Origin of the sequence: Micromonospora sp. NPDC049662 (assembly GCF_040675055.1) — a bacterium.
GTDB lineage: Bacteria > Actinomycetota > Actinomycetes > Mycobacteriales > Micromonosporaceae > Micromonospora.
This window is the reverse complement of sequence record NZ_JBFAOC010000017.1, coordinates 82,370-99,134: the sequence shown is the minus strand read 5'-3', so window position 1 is coordinate 99,134 and position 16,765 is coordinate 82,370. Positions and strand designations below refer to the sequence as shown.

Annotated in this window: 17 protein-coding genes; 7 read left to right on the top strand and 10 right to left on the bottom strand. The window is 73.1% G+C overall.

What is annotated here, in order from left to right; genetic code table 11:
* The first annotated feature begins 1 nt into the window (after position 1).
* Positions 2 to 2,557 (top strand): GNAT family N-acetyltransferase, encoded by a 2,556-nt coding sequence (locus AB0J36_RS15915; protein ID WP_363660800.1) that lies wholly within the window; start codon positions 2 to 4, stop codon positions 2,555 to 2,557.
* Positions 2,558 to 2,570: 13 nt separating this feature from the next.
* Here the strand turns inward: AB0J36_RS15915 and AB0J36_RS15910 are convergent, their stop codons facing one another.
* The 4 genes from AB0J36_RS15910 to AB0J36_RS15895 all read right to left on the bottom strand — a co-directional run bounded on the left by AB0J36_RS15910 (position 2,571) and on the right by AB0J36_RS15895 (position 6,485).
* Positions 2,571 to 2,978 (bottom strand): VOC family protein, encoded by a 408-nt coding sequence (locus tag AB0J36_RS15910; RefSeq protein WP_357123354.1) that lies wholly within the window; start codon positions 2,976 to 2,978, stop codon positions 2,571 to 2,573.
* Between the two features lie 90 nt (positions 2,979 to 3,068).
* The gene (gene sigB / locus AB0J36_RS15905; protein ID WP_357122684.1) at positions 3,069 to 4,061 is read right to left on the bottom strand and encodes an RNA polymerase sigma factor SigB; all 993 of its coding nucleotides are present in this window, start codon (positions 4,059 to 4,061) and stop codon (positions 3,069 to 3,071) included.
* A 419-nt stretch (positions 4,062 to 4,480) separates the two neighbouring features.
* A complete protein-coding gene (gene dtd / locus AB0J36_RS15900; RefSeq protein ID WP_357122687.1) occupies positions 4,481 to 4,903 on the bottom strand; it encodes a D-aminoacyl-tRNA deacylase in 423 nt (140 codons plus the stop codon).
* 97 nt (positions 4,904 to 5,000) lie between these two features.
* Positions 5,001 to 6,485: a methyltransferase gene (locus tag AB0J36_RS15895; RefSeq protein ID WP_357122693.1), complete on the bottom strand. Its 1,485-nt coding sequence runs from the start codon at positions 6,483 to 6,485 to the stop codon at positions 5,001 to 5,003.
* Between the two features lie 95 nt (positions 6,486 to 6,580).
* On the opposite strand from AB0J36_RS15895, the gene AB0J36_RS15890 reads away from it, so the two are divergent.
* Entirely contained in the window at positions 6,581 to 7,165 is a 585-nt protein-coding gene (locus tag AB0J36_RS15890; protein ID WP_357123357.1) for an HhH-GPD-type base excision DNA repair protein, read from the top strand.
* A gap of 3 nt (positions 7,166 to 7,168) precedes the next feature.
* On the opposite strand, the gene AB0J36_RS15885 is transcribed toward AB0J36_RS15890, so the two are convergent.
* Entirely contained in the window at positions 7,169 to 7,480 is a 312-nt protein-coding gene (locus tag AB0J36_RS15885) for a hypothetical protein (protein WP_363660806.1), read from the bottom strand.
* A gap of 14 nt (positions 7,481 to 7,494) precedes the next feature.
* Positions 7,495 to 7,782, bottom strand: coding sequence for a hypothetical protein (locus AB0J36_RS15880; RefSeq protein ID WP_282261710.1), 288 nt, complete (start codon positions 7,780 to 7,782; stop codon positions 7,495 to 7,497).
* 104 nt (positions 7,783 to 7,886) lie between these two features.
* On the opposite strand from AB0J36_RS15880, the gene AB0J36_RS15875 reads away from it, so the two are divergent.
* On the top strand, positions 7,887 to 8,246 hold the full coding sequence (locus AB0J36_RS15875; RefSeq protein ID WP_357123360.1) for a DUF3099 domain-containing protein: 360 nt from the start codon (positions 7,887 to 7,889) through the stop codon (positions 8,244 to 8,246).
* Between the two features lie 29 nt (positions 8,247 to 8,275).
* Here AB0J36_RS15875 and AB0J36_RS15870 read toward each other — a convergent pair whose 3' ends face one another.
* Both AB0J36_RS15870 and AB0J36_RS15865 read right to left on the bottom strand, forming a co-directional pair.
* Positions 8,276 to 9,178 carry a PfkB family carbohydrate kinase gene (locus AB0J36_RS15870; protein ID WP_357122697.1) on the bottom strand — a complete coding sequence of 301 codons (903 nt, stop codon included), beginning with the start codon at positions 9,176 to 9,178 and terminating at the stop codon, positions 8,276 to 8,278.
* Complete coding sequence (locus AB0J36_RS15865; RefSeq protein ID WP_357122700.1) at positions 9,175 to 10,110, bottom strand: pseudouridine-5'-phosphate glycosidase; 936 nt, start codon at positions 10,108 to 10,110, stop codon at positions 9,175 to 9,177. Before AB0J36_RS15865 ends, AB0J36_RS15870 begins: the two co-directional genes overlap by 4 nt.
* Before the next feature lie 88 nt (positions 10,111 to 10,198).
* Here AB0J36_RS15865 and AB0J36_RS15860 point away from each other — a divergent pair, with 88 nt between their 5' ends.
* From AB0J36_RS15860 to AB0J36_RS15850, 3 genes are all read left to right on the top strand, one after another.
* Positions 10,199 to 10,417 (top strand): DUF3039 domain-containing protein, encoded by a 219-nt coding sequence (locus AB0J36_RS15860; RefSeq protein WP_007456912.1) that lies wholly within the window; start codon positions 10,199 to 10,201, stop codon positions 10,415 to 10,417.
* A gap of 40 nt (positions 10,418 to 10,457) precedes the next feature.
* Positions 10,458 to 11,099, top strand: a complete 642-nt coding sequence (locus tag AB0J36_RS15855) for a trimeric intracellular cation channel family protein (protein WP_357122704.1) — start codon at positions 10,458 to 10,460, stop codon at positions 11,097 to 11,099.
* 179 nt (positions 11,100 to 11,278) lie between these two features.
* Positions 11,279 to 13,012: a DEAD/DEAH box helicase gene (locus AB0J36_RS15850; protein WP_357175252.1), complete on the top strand. Its 1,734-nt coding sequence runs from the start codon at positions 11,279 to 11,281 to the stop codon at positions 13,010 to 13,012.
* A gap of 557 nt (positions 13,013 to 13,569) precedes the next feature.
* Here the strand turns inward: AB0J36_RS15850 and AB0J36_RS15845 are convergent.
* Complete coding sequence (locus tag AB0J36_RS15845) at positions 13,570 to 13,803, bottom strand: hypothetical protein (protein WP_355053276.1); 234 nt, start codon at positions 13,801 to 13,803, stop codon at positions 13,570 to 13,572.
* Positions 13,804 to 14,048: 245 nt separating this feature from the next.
* A complete protein-coding gene (locus AB0J36_RS15840; RefSeq protein WP_357122711.1) occupies positions 14,049 to 15,647 on the bottom strand; it encodes an RNA polymerase sigma factor in 1,599 nt (532 codons plus the stop codon).
* Between the two features lie 289 nt (positions 15,648 to 15,936).
* Here AB0J36_RS15840 and AB0J36_RS15835 point away from each other — a divergent pair, with 289 nt between their 5' ends.
* Positions 15,937 to 16,758 carry an inositol monophosphatase family protein gene (locus AB0J36_RS15835; protein WP_357122714.1) on the top strand — a complete coding sequence of 274 codons (822 nt, stop codon included), beginning with the start codon at positions 15,937 to 15,939 and terminating at the stop codon, positions 16,756 to 16,758.
* Positions 16,759 to 16,765 lie beyond the last annotated feature (7 nt).

The window sequence follows — 16,765 nt, the reverse complement described above, 5'->3', positions numbered from 1 at the left end:
GGTGACGAATGTGGACCAACCCGCCGACGTGCTGCTCAGCGATGGCAGCACGGTCCAGTTGCGACAGATCGACCCGACGGACGCGCCGGGCGTGGTGGCGATGCACAGCCGGTTCTCCGAGCGCACCCGCTACCTGCGGTACTTCTCGCCGTACCCGCGCATCCCGGAACGCGACCTGATCCGCTTCGTCACGGTCGACCACCACGACCGGGAGGCGTTCGTGGTGCTGGCCGCCGACCAGATCGTCGCGGTTGGCCGGTACGAGCGCCTGGGCCCGCAGGCGCCCGAGGCGGAGGTGGCCTTCGTGGTGGAGGACGCCTTCCAGGGCCGGGGCATCGGCTCGGTGCTGATGGAGCACCTGGCCGACGCCGCCCGGCGCAACGGCATCATGAGCTTCGTCGCCGAGGTGCTGCCGGCCAACGGGACGATGCTGCGGGTCTTCGCCGACTTCGGCTACCAGGTCCAGCGCGCGTACGCCGACGGCGTGGTGCACCTGAGCTTCCCGATCGCCCCGACCGAGGCCACCCTGGAGGTGCAGCGCGGCCGGGAGCACCGCACCGAGGCGCGTTCGATCGCCCGCCTGCTCGCGCCGCGGGGCATCGCCGTCTACGGCGCGAGCGCCACCGGGCAGGGCGTCGGCGCGGCGGTGCTCGGGCACCTGCGCGACGGCGGGTTCACCGGCGCGGTCGTGCCGGTGCATCCGAGCGCGTCCACGGTGGCCGGGCTGCCCGCGTACCCGAGCGCTGTCGACGCCCAGGTGGCGGTGGACCTGGCGGTGGTGGCGGTCCCGCCGGAGGCGGCGACCGCGGTGGTCGCCGACGCGGCCGCCGCCGGCGTGCACGGCCTCGTCGTGATCTCGGCCGGCTTCGCCGAAGCCGGCGGCGAGGGCGCGGCCACCCAGCGGTCGCTGGTCCGCGCGGCCCACGCCGCCGGCATGCGCGTGGTCGGCCCGAACTGTCTGGGCGTGGCCAACACCGATCCGACGGTACGCCTCAACGCCACGCTCGCGCCCGCGCTGCCGCCGGCCGGTCGGGTGGGGATCTTCAGCCAGTCCGGCGCGTTCGGGGTGGCGCTGCTCGCCGAGGCGGACCGGCGTGGCCTCGGCCTGTCCAGCTTCGTCTCCGCCGGCAACCGGGCCGACGTGTCCGGCAACGACCTGTTGCAGTACTGGCAGGACGACCCCGGCACCGACGTGATCATGCTGTACCTGGAGACGTTCGGTAACCCGCGCAAGTTCGCCCGGCTGGCCCGGCGGATCGGTCGCGCCAAACCGGTGGTGGCGCTCGCCTCGCCGGCCCGCCCGCCCGGGGTCGGTGACGCCGCCGGCCCGGACGAGGTGGCGGTGGCCGCGCTCTTCGCCCAGTCCGGGGTGATCCGGGTGGACACGGTGGCGGAACTGCTCGACGTGGGGGTGCTGCTGGCCAACCAGCCCCTGCCCACCGGCGACCGGGTCGGCGTGGTCGGCAACTCGTCGGCGCTGACCGGGTTGGCGGCGAGGGCGTGCGTCGCGCAGGGCCTGACCGTGGCCGACGGCTACCCCCGTGACGTCGGGCCCAGCGCCGGGGCCGCCGAGTTCGCCACCGCCCTCGCCGAGACGGCCGGCGACGACCGGGTGGACGCCCTCGTGGTGGTCTTCGCCCCACCGCTGCCCGGTCAACGCACCGACGTGGACGCCGACGTCACCGCTGCCCTTCCGGCGGCCCTCGCCCTGGGCAAACCGACCGTGGCGACCTTCCTGGTCGGCCGGCTGCCCGCCGGGGTGCCCGCGTACGGCGGCGTGGAGGAATCTGTCCGCGCCCTCGCCCGGGTGCACCGGTACGCGCGGTGGCTGGGCCGCCCGTCCGGCGTGGCACCCGAGCTGCCCCGCATCGACCGGGACGCCGCGCAGGCCGCGCTGCGCGCCGACCCCGTCGACGCGGGGGCGCTGCTGGCCGCGTACGGCATCGGGACCGTGCCGTCGACGCTCGTGGACACGGTCGACGCGGCGGCCGAAGCGGCGGCGAGGGTGGGTCTCCCGGTGGCGCTCAAGGCTGCCGATCCGGGGCTGCGGCACCGGCTCGACCTGGGAGCGGTCCGTCTCGACCTGCGCGACGAGGCCGGCGTCCGCCGCGCGTACACCGAGATGGCCGCCGGCTTCGGCGCGGACGTGCTGGTGCAGCCGATGGTCCCGCCCGGGGTGGCCTGCGTGGTGGAACTGGTGGAAGATCCGGCGTTCGGCCCGGTGGTCGGCTTCGGCCTCGGGGGAGTCGCCACCGACCTGCTCGGGGACCGGGCCTGGCGGGCGGTGCCGCTCACCGACACCGACGCCGCCGAACTGGTGGACGAGCCCCGCGCGGCGCCGCTGTTGCGGGGACACCGGGGCGCCGCGCCGGTGGACCGCGCGGCCCTGGCCGACCTGCTGCTGCGGGTCGGTCAGCTCGCCGACGAGCAGCCCCGGGTACGTTCGGTCACCCTCAATCCGGTGCTCGCCCGCCCGGACGGCATCTCGGTCCTGCACGCCCAGGTACGCGTCGGCGGCGTGGCCGCCCGGCCGGACACCGGCCCCCGCCGCCTGTGAGGGCGCGCGTCGGTCAGGCGCGGCTGGAGATCTGCTGTACGCCCCAGGTGTTGCCGTCCGGGTCGGCGAAGAAGACGAAGCCGACATTGTCCAGCGGGTCGGGCACCGGTCGGGGGTTGACGCCCACCACCTGGATCTCGCTGACCCGCACGCCCCGCTCGACCAGCTCGGCGTGGGCCCGCTTCAGGTCGGGCACGACCAGTTGCAGGCCCCTGAGCGAGCCGGGCGGCATCTCCGGGACGACGCCCTTGCCGACCACGATCGAACAGCCGGAACCGGGCGGGGTCAGCTGCACGATGCGCGCGTCGTCACCGATCACGGTGTCGTGGTCGACGGCGAAACCAAGCTGGTCGGCGTAGAAGCTCTTCGCCCGGTCCACATCCGACACGGGCACGATCACGACTTCCAGCGTCCAGTTCACGGGTGGCCTCTCGTCGGGTCTCCAGTCAACCATCGCGGCAAGGGGGAAGGCCCCGGCGAACCGCCAGGGCCTTCCACAACTTCGGGCGCGTCAGCAGGCGTACGCCTCCAGGCGCTGGGCCCGCTCCGGCGCGCGCAGCTTCAGCAGCGTCCCCTTCTCGATCTGCCGGATACGCTCGCGGGAAAGGCCGAACTCCCGGCCGACCTCGTCCAGGGTGCGCTGCCGGCCGTCGTCCAGCCCGAACCGGAGCCGGATGACCGCCTGCTCCCGCTGCGACAGCGTGGCCAGCACGACACTCACCTCGTTGCGCAACTCGCCCTGCGCGGCCCCCTCGCCCGGGTCGGTACGCGGGTCCACCGCGGCCACGAAGTCACCGAGCGCGCTCTCCCCGTCGTCGCCGACGGCCTGGTCCAGGCTGACCGGCTCCCGGTCGTACGAGATGAGTTCGATGACCTGGAACTCGGGGATCTCCAGCGCCCGGGCGATCTCCGCGACGCCTGGCTCGCGGCCCAGCGTCACCGCCAGCTCGCGGCGGGCCCGGACCATCCGGTTGACCTGCTCGACCATGTGCACCGGGATACGGATGGTGCGGGCCTGGTCGGCCATGGCGCGGGTGATGGCCTGCCGGATCCACCAGGTGGCGTACGTGGAGAACTTGTAGCCCTTGGCGTAGTCGAACTTCTCCACCGCCCGGATCAGACCGAGGTTGCCCTCCTGGATGAGGTCGAGGAAGGCCATCCCGCGTCCGGTGTAGCGCTTGGCGATGCTGACCACCAGCCGCAGGTTCGCCTCCAGCAGGTGGTCCTTGGCCGCGCGGCCCTCGACGACGATCAGCTCCAGGTCGGCCCGCAGTTCGTCCGAGACCGGAGTGCAGGTGGCGAGCTTCTCCTCGGCGAACAGTCCGGCCTCGACCCGCCGGGCCAGCTCGACCTCCTGCGCGGCCGTCAGCAGCTTCGTCCGGCCGATGCCGTTGAGGTACGCCCGGACCAGGTCGGTGGAGATGCCGCGCTCGTCGGTGGCGTCCAGGTCGGTGAGGGCCTCGGTCTCGGTGCTGGTGGCCGGGCGCGTCCGGTGTTCCGTCATCTTCGTCTCCCCGTATCCCACGTCTGTGCCGTGTCTCCGGCCCAGTGGTGCCGGTGTGAGACACAGCTTGGCGGGCGGGACGTGAAACGGGAGTGAGCTGATCGCGGACCCGACAGCAATCCCGCAGGATCGCCACAAAAAACTGTCACCAGCCCGCTTGCCGCCCACCCCCCGGGCCCCCCGACGCTCCCGGTGCCCCGGTGCCCCGGTGCCCCGGTGCCCCGGTGCCCCGGTGCCCCGGTGCCCCGGTGCCCCGGTGCCCCGGCGCCCCGGCGCTCCCGGCGCCCCCGACGCTCCCGGTGATCAAGAGGTTTGCGTCAAGAATCGTGCGGAATTTGACGCGAACCTCTTGATCGACGCGGGGAGGGGGGAAGGGGAGAGGGAGGAGGGGAGGGGGGAAGGGGAGGGGAGGGGAGGGGTTAGAGGTCTAGGAGGATTGTTTTGGGGCCTGTGTTGGTGCTTTCCACGAGCATGTGGGTGCGGAAGCGGCCGGTCTCGACCTTCGCGCCGCGTTGGCGCAGGGCTTCCACCACCGCCATCACCAGGGGTTCGGCCATCTCGGCGGGGGCCGCTGCTGTCCAACTCGGACGGCGGCCCTTGCGGGCGTCGCCGTAGAGGGTGAACTGGCTGACCACCAGGATCGGCGCCCCGACGTCGGCGGCGGACCGCTCGTCGTCCAGGATGCGCAGCTCGTGCACCTTGCGGGCCATCGTCGCGGCGGTCTCGGCGGTGTCGGTGTGCGTCACGCCGAGCAGCACCAGCAGGCCGTCCTCGATCGCACCGACGACCTCGTCGTCCACCGTCACGCTGGCCCGCCCGACCGTCTGCACCACGGCCCGCATCAGCGCACCACCGCCGCCGTCGGCACCAGCGCCGCCGCCGTGGGCACCGCTGCCGCCGCAGGAGTCGGCGGCAGCGTCGCCGCGCCGGTCCGCGGCATCACTCGGTCACCGGCTGGATGAAGCCGCGCTCGACCAGGTGCGCGACGATCGGGCCGGCGGCCTCGGCCATCTCGGCGGGTTCGACGTCGTGGGCGGCCGCGAGCAGGGCGAGCTGGTCGCGGAGCGGTAGGCGGCCGTCCGCCCCGCCGACCAGCGCCAGCACCAACGGGTCGATCTCCTCGGTCCAGCGCAGGCCGTGCGGCATCGCGAGCACCTGCCGGTCGACCGCCCAGCCCTCGTCACCCATGGTGGCCTCCTGGCGGAGCTGGAGACCGTCGGCGGCCCGGTAGCGTTCGGCGAGCAACGCCTCCGTGTCCCGTACCCGCAGGAAGTCCTGGCGGTCGAACCACGCGCCGATCTGGTCGCCCAGCGGCGGCTGGACCCGCTGGCGCAGGTCCTCCACGCGGACCACCGGATCGGCGTGGCCGCCGCGGCGCAGGGACACGATCCCGAAGCCGATCGCCTCGATCTTGTGCTGGTCGAACCAGTCCAGCCAGACGGCCGCCCGTTGCGGGTCGGCGCCCTCACCGACGTCGGTGAGCCACAGGTCGACGTACGCCATCGGATCGGCGACCTCGCGCTGGATCACCCAGGCGTCCAGGCCGGTTCCCGCGAACCAGCCGGCCACCCGCTCGTCCCACTCCTCACCGGCGACGTGCACCCAGTTCGCGAGGTACTGCATGGTGCCGCCCTCGGTGAGCAGGCCGGGGGCGGCGGCGGCGAGCTCGGCGGCGATGGCGTCACCCACCCGACCCGAGTCGCGGTAGACGTGTGTGGTGGTGCCCGGGCCCACCACGAACGGTGGGTTGCTCACCACCAGGTCGAATCGACGGCCGGCCACCGGCGCGACCATGTCGCCGCGCAGCAGCTCCCAGTCCTGGCCGTTGAGGGCGGCGTTGGTCGCCGCGAAGCGCAGGGCCCGCTCGGAGAGGTCCGTGGCAGTCACCGTGTCGGCGTGGGTCGCGAGGTGCAGGGCCTGCACGCCGGAGCCGGTGCCCAGGTCCAACGCGGCGCCGACCGGCCGGCGTACGGTCGCCCCGATCAGGGTGTGGGTGGCCCCGCCGATACCGAGCACGTGTTCGGCGTGCAGGGGTCGACCGGGCCGGGCCGAGGCCGGCACGTCGGCGAGCACCCACCAGTCGTCGCCGTACGGTTCCAGGTCGACGCCCGCGCGCAGGCCCTCGTCGTACCGCTCGACGATCCCGCCGGCCAGCGCCTCGGCGAGCCCCAACGGTGCCAGCGCGGCGGCGACGGCAGTCTCCGGTTCGGTCTGGTCGCAGATGAACAGCCGGATCAGCGTGGCGAGCGGATCGCGGTCCTCGGTTGCGCGCAGCGCGGCCCGGTAGTCGTTGCGCGCGACCGAGGCGGTGGCCTGCGGGCCGAGCCGTTCGGCGATGCCGTTGCTGGTGAACCCGGCCCGGGTCAGCGCGGTCCGCAGGGCGTCGACGCCGGCGGGGGAGAGCAGCATGTCGTGTTCGTCCACGTCGCCATCCTGCCCCGCGTCGCGTCCCGGGTCGGCGGCACCCGCCGACGGACGTCGGAGCGTCGGTGTCCGACCGGGTCGGTGGGCGGGGCACGATGGTGGCCATGACGCTCGTGCTTCCCATCGGCCCCGAGGCCAACCGACTGCTGGAGCGCAGCCCGCTGGCCCTGCTCATCGGCATGACCCTGGACCAGCAGGTGCCGATGGAGAAGGCCTTCTCCTCGCCGTACGTGCTGGCGCAGCGGCTCGGTCACGACCTGGACGCGGCGGAGCTGGCCGGCTACGACACGGACGCGCTGATCGCGCTCTTCGCCACTCCGCCCGCCCTGCACCGGTTCCCCAAGGCGATGGCGACGCGGGTGCAGGAGGTCTGCCGGGTGCTCGTGGAGCGCTACGACGGCGACGCGGCGCTGCTGTGGTCGGGCGTCGCCGACGGGCCGGAGCTGCTGCGGCGCGTCGCCGACCTGCCCGGCTTCGGCAGGCAGAAGGCGCAGATCTTCGTGGCGCTGCTGGGCAAGCGGTTCGGGGTGACCCCGCAGGACTGGCGGACGGCGGCCGGCGGGTACGGCGACCCCGGCGCGTACCGGTCGGTGGCGGACGTCACCGACGCCGACTCGCTGCGCCGGGTGCGGGAGTACAAGCAGCAGATGAAGGCGGCGGCGAAGGCCGATCAGGGCTGACGTTCAGGCGGCGGTGGGGTGCGCCAGGGAGGCCAGCGCGCGCCGGACGTCGGCCAGCGAGACGGTGGCCGAGTCGTCGAGGTCGGCGAGGCCGGCCTCGATCCACTGCCGCATCAGCGTGGTGACCCCGATGCCCCGGGCGTCGGCGGCGGCGCGGACCCGCTCGTAGGTCTCCAGCGGCAGCCGGACCGACCGGCTGACCATCGGCACGTCGGTGTCGGGTGTGGGCAGGTCCACCGCGGGGCTCTCGTCGATCAGCTCGGCGAGCCGGTCGTCGCCGCTGTGGAACTGCTTCGTCGCGTCGTTGCGGTGCATCGTCACGGCCCCCCTCATCGGCGATCTCTCCGCACGGCCTCGTCGTAGCGCTTGGACTCGGCGTCGCTCAGCTCGCGGGCGGAGAGGATGTCCCAGTCGTTGTCGGTGCCATCGGCCTCGGCGAGCAGCACCGCCAGGCGACGGCCCCGGCGGGCGGCGGCGTAGACCACCATCACGTCGTCGCCCAGGTGGCGGATGACCCGTCGCGCGCTGTGCAGCGCCTCCCAGACTTCCCCGGGCGTGACGTCGTAGACCCTCAGGTTGGCCAACGCCTCGTCGGTGAAGCTGAACCTGCTGCCCACGTCGCGCAGCGTACCACGCGCGTAACACGTACCGGGATGACTCGATATTCGCTGATCACGGCTTCGTGGTGACAGGATGGGGCGTAATCCCCTCGAGGAGGTCCCTGGTGAAGCGTCAGGCGTACGAGCCGATTCTGATCACCGATGCCTCGCGCAGCCAGCACGATCAGCTCACGAGCCGTCAGCGCCGCTATGTCCTCATGATGGGCATCCGGGTGGCCTGCATCGTCGCCGGAGCGATCCTGGTCGGCGCGAACGCTCCCCTGCTCTGGCTCTGGCTGCCGCTGTGCGCCCTCGGCATGGTGCTCATCCCGTGGCTAGCCGTGCTCCTGGCGAACGACCGACCGCCCAAGGAGGAGCACCGGCTGTCCAACCGGTTCCACCCGCGGCGGCGGGTCGAGACCCCACCCATGAGCCTCACCGCCGAGGAGCGCCCTCACAAGATCATCGACGTCGAGCCCTGACCCGCCCCGCGGGCCAGGGCTCCGACGTCTCAGGCCGGTGGTCGGGCGCCGACGCTGGAGACGGCCAGCGCCCCCAGTTCGGTCGCGCGGTCCAGGGCCGCGGTCGCGGTGGCCCCGCCGAGCCAGGCGGTCAGCAGCCCGGCCGCGAAGGCGTCGCCGGCCCCGGTGACGTCCACCACCGCCACCCGCCGGGCCGCTGCCACGCTGACCGCTGCCGGGCGGCCCTCGACCCACACCGCCCCCGCCGCGCCACGTTTGACCACCACCCGCCGGGCCGTCGCCGACAACGCCCGCCCCTGCGCCGCCGGGTCCAGACCGCCGGCCAGCACCGTGGCCTCGTCCGCGTTGACCAGGAGCAGGTCGACATCGCGTACCCAACCCAGGAAGGCCCGCGCGCCGACGCGCCGCAGCGGCCCCGCGGAGGCCGCGTCGACGCTGGTGGTGAGCCCGCGCTCGCGGGCGGCGGCCAACGCCCGCAGCCCCGCTGCGCGCGACGCGGCGTCCAACAGGGTGTACGCGGACAGGTGCAGATGCCCCGCGTCGGGCGCCGCCGCGAGGGCCTTGTCGACGTGCTCGGCGCTCAACCGCAGGTTCGCGCCCCGCGACGTGATCATGGTCCGCTCGCCGTCGCCGGTCAGCACGACCACCGTGCCGGTGGGTACGCCCGGCACCCGATCGAGGACGCAGTCCACGCCCGCGCGGGCCAACTCGGCCGCCCGGTCGCGCCCCGCGTCGTCGTCGCCGACCGCGCCGACCAGCGTGACGGCCAACCCCTGGGCGGCCACCCAGGCGGCGGTGTTGGCCGCCTGGCCGCCGCCGCCGAGGCTGATCCCGGCCTCGGTGTCCGTGCCCGCCGCGAGCGGCCCGGTGAGCACCGCGACCACGTCGGTGATCACGTCTCCGACGACGACCACCCGGGTCCCAGGGGTCATGCCGGGACGGCGGAGGCGCGGGCGACCGTGGCGACCGCGATGCGCGCGGCCAGGTCGGCGTTGCGCAGGATGATCCGGATGTTGACCGCGAGGCTCGCGCCCTCGGTGGCCGAGTGGAAGTGCGCCAGCAGGTACGGCGTGACGGCCTTGCCGGTCACCCCGTCCCGCTCCAGCAGGGCCAGGCCGTCGGCGAGAGTCCGGTCGTGCAGCTCGGGGTCGAGCTGCTCGTCGACCGGCAGCGGGTTGGCGACGAGCAGCGCGCCGGTGTGCACGGCGTGCTCGTCCCTGGCGGCCAGTACGGCGGCGACCTGCTCCGGCGAGTCCACCGACCAGTCCAGGTCGAAGCCGGCGTCGGTGAGGTAGAAGCCGGGGAACCGTCGGGTGCGGTAGCCGAGCACGGCGACCCCGAGGGTCTCCAGGCGCTCCAACGTCGCGCCCACGTCGAGGATCGACTTGACTCCGGCGCAGACCACCGTGATCGGCGTCTGGGCCAGGGTGACGAGGTCCGCCGACTCGTCGAAGGTGTGCTCCGCCTCCCGGTGCACCCCGCCCAACCCACCGGTCGCGAACACCCCGATCCCGGCCGCCGCGGCCACCGCGCTGGTCGCGGCCACGGTGGTGGCGCCGTCCGCGCCGGCGGCCGCCGCCACGGCCAGGTCCCGCACCGAGAGCTTCGTCACACCATCGACGGTGGCCAGTCGGGTCAGCTGCGCGTCGTCCAGGCCGACCACCAGATCGCCACGGATCATGCCGATCGTCGCCGGCACCGCCCCGGCGTCCCGGACCGCCTGCTCGATCTCCCGCGCCACCCGCAGGTTCTGCGGGCGGGGCAGGCCGTGCGAGACGATGGTGCTCTCCAGGGCGACGACGGGTCGGCCGTCGCGCAGGGCTGCGGCGACCTCGGTGCCGTAGCTGATGCGAAAGTCAGTCACCCGGGCACCGTACGGGGTCGGACGTCGGCCGGCCTCAAGTGGACCCGGCCGTGATGACCTGCCAAACTTGTCGGTTGGAGGTGCAGACGTGAGCACAGAGGTTCTCGAGCGTCCGGAGCTGAAGGACGCCGACACCGGTCCGGAAATGTTCCACTACGTCCGCAAGGAGAAGATCGCCGAGAGTGCCGTCATGGGCACCTTCGTCGTCGCGCTCTGCGGAGAGACCTTCCCGGTCACCAAGGCGGCCAAGCCGGGCTCCCCGGTCTGCCCCAAGTGCAAGGAGATCTACGACTCGTACCGCGAGTGAACCCCGGCCGGTCCTTCGGCCGGCGACGTAGCCTGCGGCGGTGACCACCTCCACCGCCCTGCTCCTCGCCGACCTGACCGGGGTCGCGGTGTTCGCCGCCTCCGGGGCCTCGGCCGCGGTGGCCAAACGGCTCGACCTCTTCGGCGTCGCGTTCGTCGGCTTCGTGGCCGCGCTCGGCGGCGGCATCTTCCGCGACCTCGTCATCGACGAGGTGCCACCGCTGGCCTTCGCCGACTGGCGGTACGCCGCGACCGCCGCGATCACCGCGGTCGCCGTGTTCTGGCTGCACCCGCAACTTGCCCGGCTGCGCACCACCGTGCTGGTGCTCGACGCGGCGGGCCTCGCGTTGTTCACCGTGACCGGCACACTCAAGGCGCTCGACGCCCGGGTGCCGGCCGTCGGCGCCTGCCTGATCGGCATGCTGACCGCCATCGGCGGCGGGCTCGGCCGCGACCTGCTCACCGCGGAGATCCCCGTGGTGCTGCGCCGGGAGATCTACGCGGTGGCCGCGCTGGTCGGATCGGTCGCGGTCGCTCTGCTCCACCTGACCGGCCAGACCGGCCCGGTGCCGCTCACCGCCGCCGCCGTCGGCGTGTTCGGGTTGCGCCTGGTCGCGCTGCGCCGACGCTGGTCCGCGCCGGTGGCGACCCTGCGTCCACCGCACACCGGCGACCCCTGGTGAGGCCCGTCGCACCGCCGTTGCCAATGTGACCAGCGTGGCGTCGCCTGGGCCTGCGGGCGCGCGCTGGTTATGCTGAGTCGGCCTTCGCGGCAGCTACTGCGCGGAGGCGTTTTCATGGGCGGCGGTACTCGTGGCCCTCGCCCGGTGTCCGCCCTGGTGCGGTCGGAGAGGAGCTTCGCGTGGCAGCCCGGACGCCGGTGCTCGAGACGTTCCCGGCACTGCGAGCCTGGCAGCGCAAGGCCCTGGTGGAGTACCTGCGCCGGCGTACCGACGACTTCACCGCGGTCGCCACCCCGGGCGCCGGCAAGACCACCTTCGCCCTGCGCATCGCCGCCGAACTGCTCGCCGACGGCACCGTCGAGGCGGTCACCGTGGTGGCCCCGACCGAGCACCTGAAGACCCAGTGGGCCGAGGCCGCGGCCCGGGTGGGCATCCAGCTCGACGCCGCGTTCCGTAACGCCGACGTGCACTCCGCCGCCGACTTCCACGGCGCGGTGATCACCTACGCCCAGGTCGGCATGGCCCCGCAGGTGCACCGGCGACGCACGATGACCCGTCGCACCCTGGTCATCCTCGACGAGATCCACCACGCCGGTGACTCCCGCACCTGGGGCGACGGTGTCAAGGCCGCCTTCGAGCCGGCCGTACGCCGGCTCATGCTCACCGGCACGCCGTTCCGCTCCGACGACAACCCCATCCCGTTCGTCGAGTACGAGCGGGGCGGTGACGGGCTGCTGCGCTCCCGCGCCGACTCGGTGTACGGCTACGCCGACGCGCTGCGCGACGGGGTCGTCCGGCCGGTGCTCTTCCTCGCGTACTCGGGGGAGACCCGCTGGCGTACCAACGCCGGGGACGAGCTGGCGGCCCGCCTCGGCGAGCCGATGACCCAGGATCTGGTGGCGCAGGCGTGGCGTACCGCCCTGGACCCGGCGGGGGACTGGATGCCGCAGGTGCTGCGTGCCGCCGACGCCCGGCTCACCGTGCTGCGTAACGCGGGGATGCCCGACGCCGGTGGCCTGATCATCGCCACCGACCAGCAGACCGCACGCTCGTACGCCAAGCTGATCGAGCAGGTGACCGGTGAGAAGGCCGCCGTGGTCCTCTCCGACGACCAGGGCGCGTCCGCGCGGATCGCGACGTTCGCGGCGTCCGACCAGCGGTGGCTGGTCGCGGTGCGGATGGTGTCCGAGGGCGTCGACATCCCCCGGCTCGCCGTCGGCGTCTACGCCACCAGCGCCAGCACCCCGCTGTACTTCGCCCAGGCGATCGGCCGGTTCGTGCGGGCCCGCCGCCCCGGTGAGACCGCCTCGGTGTTCCTGCCCAGCGTGCCGCACCTGCTCGGGCTGGCCAGCGAGATGGAGAACGAGCGGGACCACGTCCTGGGCAAGCCCAAGGAGTCCGACGGCCTCGACGACGACCTGCTGGAACGCGCGCAGCGCGACGACCAGGCCAGCGGGGAGCTGGAGAAGCGGTTCGCCGCGCTCTCGGCCACCGCCGAACTGGACCAGGTGATCTTCGACGGCGCGTCGTTCGGGACCGCCGCGCAGGCCGGCACGCCCGAGGAGGAGGAGTACCTGGGCCTGCCCGGTCTGCTCACCGCCGACCAGGTCTCCCTGTTGCTGACCAAGCGGCAGGCGGACCAACTGGCCGCCCAGCGTCGCCGTACCGCCGAGCGGGCCGCTCAGCCGGCCGCTGCGCCCTCGGCGGCGCCTCCGGTACCCCTGAGTGCCGCCCAGCGTCGTGTGGCGCTCCGGCGCCAACTCAACGCTCTGGTGGCCGCCCGGCACCACCGCACCGGCCAGCCGCACGGCAAGATCCACGCCGAGCTGCGCCGGCTCTGCGGTGGGCCGCCGAGCGCCCAGGCCACCATCGAACAGCTCGAGGAACGCATCGCCACCGTGCAGACCCTCTGACCCCACGCACCCCACGACCCCGGCACGGACGCACGGCGGGCATCCGGCGCCTCCGCAACCCGGGCACCCCCGGGTTGCGGAGGCACCCCGCGCATTCGAGGCACCCCGCGTATTCGACGCACCCCGCCCCCAGGCCCCCGCGCCCTCAGGTGTCGCGTGCCCTCAGGTGTCGCGTGCCCTCAGGTGTCGCGTGCCCCCAGGTGTCGCGTGCCCACCAAGATCGTGCTCGATCACTGATGTAGTGGTGTCACGGTCTGTGAGGCCACTACATCCTGGTTCGAGCACGATCTTGGTCGGCGCGGCGCGGCGCGGCGCGGCGCGGGGCGGGGCGCGCGGCGCGGCGGGGCGCGGGGCGCGCGGCGGCGCGGGGCGCGGGGAGGGCCCGGTGCCCAAGATCTGCGCAACTTCGGGGATGTTGCTGCCTCTCGCGCGTCGGAATCAGCAATATCCCCGAAGTTGCGTGGATATTGGCGGGCGCTGGGCAGGGCTGGGCAGGGAAAAGCCGACCGGAGGCACCCCGTGTGGGGTACCTCCGGTCGGCTATGTCGGTCGCGGACTTAGTTCGCCATCAGATCGGCGCCACGCCAGGTGAACTCGGGGTCCGTCGCGAACCGAACGGTGATCTTCACGAGATCCTCCGCGTACTTGTTCGCGTGGTGCCCACAGAACACCAACTCGCTCCCACCCGAGAGAGAGATACGGAGCTTGCCGGCAGCATTGCAGCGGTCGCACCGTTCATCGGCGGCTGGGGGAGCCACCGTCTCGGGCGGCGGCGTGAGGGTCGGGGTCATCGCCTTCCTCCTCTGGTCGTCACCGATGAACAATCTCTTCGGTCGTTGCTCACCTATCGTGCAACACCCGTGCTGGGCCTTGCCTTCCCTGTGTGCCCGCGGGGGACCGAGGTCACACATGGCAGGGACAGTGTGCCGTGAACCCAGGGTGCCACGTCAACGATCACATTCGTGTATCCGGACGATCACCACCTGGCGTTGCACGCCAGGTGGTCAAAACGACACGTTCGGTTGACGAAACAGGCTCAGTCCAGGTAATCCCGGAGAACCTGTGACCGGGACGGGTGTCGCAGCTTGGACATCGTCTTGGACTCGATTTGGCGGATCCGCTCCCGGGTCACCCCGTAGACCTGCCCGATCTCGTCCAGCGTCCGCGGCTGACCGTCGGTCAGGCCGAAGCGCAGCCGTACGACGCCCGCCTCACGCTCGGAGAGCGTCTGCAGCACCTGCTGGAGCTGGTCCTGCAGGAGCGAGAACGAGACGGCGTCGACGGCGACCACGGCCTCGGAGTCCTCGATGAAGTCACCGAGCTGACTGTCGCCCTCGTCGCCGATGGTCTGGTCCAGCGAGATGGGCTCCCGAGCGTACTGCTGGATCTCCAGCACCTTCTCGGGTGTGATGTCCATCTCCTTGGCCAGTTCCTCCGGAGTGGGCTCGCGGCCCAGGTCCTGGAGCAGCTCACGCTGTATGCGGCCGAGCTTGTTGATGACCTCGACCATGTGCACCGGGATACGGATGGTGCGGGCCTGGTCGGCCATGGCGCGGGTGATGGCCTGCCGGATCCACCAGGTGGCGTACGTGGAGAACTTGTAGCCCTTGGTGTAGTCGAACTTCTCGACCGCCCGGATGAGACCGAGGTTGCCCTCCTGGATGAGGTCGAGGAAGGCCATGCCGCGTCCCGTGTACCGCTTGGCCAGGGACACGACCAGACGGAGGTTCGCCTCGAGCAGGTGGTTCTTGGCGCGCTCGCCGTCGCGGGAGATCCAGCCCAGGTCGCGGACCATCTCCCGGGCGAGCTTCTCCTCGCCCTCGTCGGCCGCGCGCAGCTGCTCGGCGGCGTAGAGCCCGGCCTCGATCCGCTTGGCCAGCTCCACCTCCTGCTCGGCGTTGAGCAGCGGGACCTTGCCGATCTGCTTCAGGTACGCCCGCACGGAGTCGGCGGAGGCGGTCAGCTCGGCGTCGCGCCGAGCCTGCTTGAGCGCCTCGGACTCCTCGTCGTCCCACTCGAAGTCGTTGTCGGTGGCCGACGCGGCGGCGTCGGTCTCGGCGGCCTGGGCCAGCTCGGCCGGCTCCTCGACCACCACGTCCTCGATGGTGGCGGCGAGCTCCTCCGGGTCGATTTCACCCTCGGCGCCCTCGCCCTTGCCGGCTGCCTTGACCGGCTTGGCGCCGGCCGCCGCGGCCACGGTGGCCTTGGTCGCGCGGGTGGACTTGGTCGCCTTGGCCGGGGTGGCTGCCGCGGCGGCGACCCCGGCGGTCTTGCGAGCGGCCACCTTGCGCGGGGCGGGCGTCGCCGCCGCCTCGTCGGAGGCGGGCGCCTGCTTCGGGGCGGGCGCGGCGGCCTTCTTGGTCGTCTTGGCGGTGGTGGCTCGGGACGCCGGGGTCGTCGAGCGAGCTGCGGCGACCCGGCGGCGGGTGCTGGCCGAGCCGTCCACCACCACGGTCACTCCCGCCTCGGAGAGCGCCCGCAGGATCTTCTTGGCCTGGGCCGGAGTCACCTCGGCGGTCTCGACGGTGCGCGCGAGCTGAGCCGACGTGAGCTGACCGCCAGCGCTCTGCGCATGGGCGATCAGGGTGTCGGTGAGCGAGCGAACGTCGGCGCCGGGCTGGCGGGGTTCTGTCACGAATGACCTTCCGGAGGCGAAGAGCGGGCACGGCCGGGTCGTCCGGCACGGCGGGTCAACCGGGCCGGGCGATGTGGTTGAGGAACCCCCGTGTCCCGGGCCGGCCGGTGGTCTCGGCGGCCCGCGGCGCGTGGGTAGGGGTGAATTGTAACGCCGTCTGCGGCGATCATCCTGCGCCGCACGGCGTAACGGCGGCGGGACCGCCGATTCGGCGCAGATGTGGACTTTGTAAGGATGATACTCGCGCACGGTTCGCAACGCCCCGGTCGTGCCGGAAGGGGACCCTGGAATGGACCGTTCGGCACCGTTAACGCGGGAATTGTTGGCGATCGCGATCGAGGTGGCGCGGGACGCCGCGTCGACCGCGTACCGGATGCGGGTCGAGGGAGTTTCCGTGGCGGCGACCAAGAGCACGGTCACCGACGTGGTCACGGCCGCCGACCGGGCCGTCGAGCGCCAGGTCCTCGACGCCCTGCGCCGGCTGCGACCGGGGGACGCGGTCCTCGGCGAGGAGTACGGCACGACGGACACCGGTCCGGTGGCACCGGGCGGGGTGCGGTGGATCGTCGACCCGATCGACGGCACCGTGAACTACCTCTACGGGTTGCCGTACAGCGCGGTGTCGCTGGCCGCCGAGGTGGACGGGACGGTGGTCGCCGGCGTGGTGCGCAACGTGCACACCGGTGAGGAGTGGACCGCCACGGCCGGCGGCGGGGCGTGGCGCGACGGTGTCCGGCTGCGCTGCTCGGGTGAGACCGACCTGGGGCAGGCGCTGGTCGGCACCGGTTTCGGCTACGACGCCGGCCGTCGGGCGCACCAGGCGTCGGTGGTGGCCGGACTGATCGCCTCGGTACGTGACATCCGTCGCCTCGGCGCCGCCGCGCTGGACCTCTGCATGGTCGCGGAGGGGCGGCTGGACGCGTACTTCGAGAAGGGGTTGTCGGCCTGGGACCAGGCCGCCGGAGGCCTGGTCGCCGCCGAGGCGGGCGCCCGGGTGGCCGGCCTGGCCGGGCGCCCGGCGGGCCCGGACCTGGTGATCGCGGCCCCGCCGGCCCTCTTCGCCGGGCTGCACGACCGGCTGGCCGCCCTGGACGCCTCCGGCGGCCCCTAGGTGGGAC

Excerpts from the sequence above, each read along its gene's own strand:
- sigB (WP_357122684.1), bottom strand. The coding sequence starts at position 4,061 with ATGACGGAACACCGGACGCGCCCGGCCACCAGCACCGAGACCGAGGCC.
- dtd (WP_357122687.1), bottom strand. The coding sequence starts at position 4,903 with ATGCGGGCCGTGGTGCAGACGGTCGGGCGGGCCAGCGTGACGGTGGAC.
- AB0J36_RS15890 (WP_357123357.1), top strand. The coding sequence starts at position 6,581 with ATGGTGGCCATGACGCTCGTGCTTCCCATCGGCCCCGAGGCCAACCGA.
- AB0J36_RS15885 (WP_363660806.1), bottom strand. The coding sequence starts at position 7,480 with ATGCACCGCAACGACGCGACGAAGCAGTTCCACAGCGGCGACGACCGG.
- AB0J36_RS15870 (WP_357122697.1), bottom strand. The coding sequence starts at position 9,178 with ATGACCCCTGGGACCCGGGTGGTCGTCGTCGGAGACGTGATCACCGAC.
- AB0J36_RS15845 (WP_355053276.1), bottom strand. The coding sequence starts at position 13,803 with ATGACCCCGACCCTCACGCCGCCGCCCGAGACGGTGGCTCCCCCAGCC.
- AB0J36_RS15835 (WP_357122714.1), top strand. The coding sequence starts at position 15,937 with ATGGACCGTTCGGCACCGTTAACGCGGGAATTGTTGGCGATCGCGATC.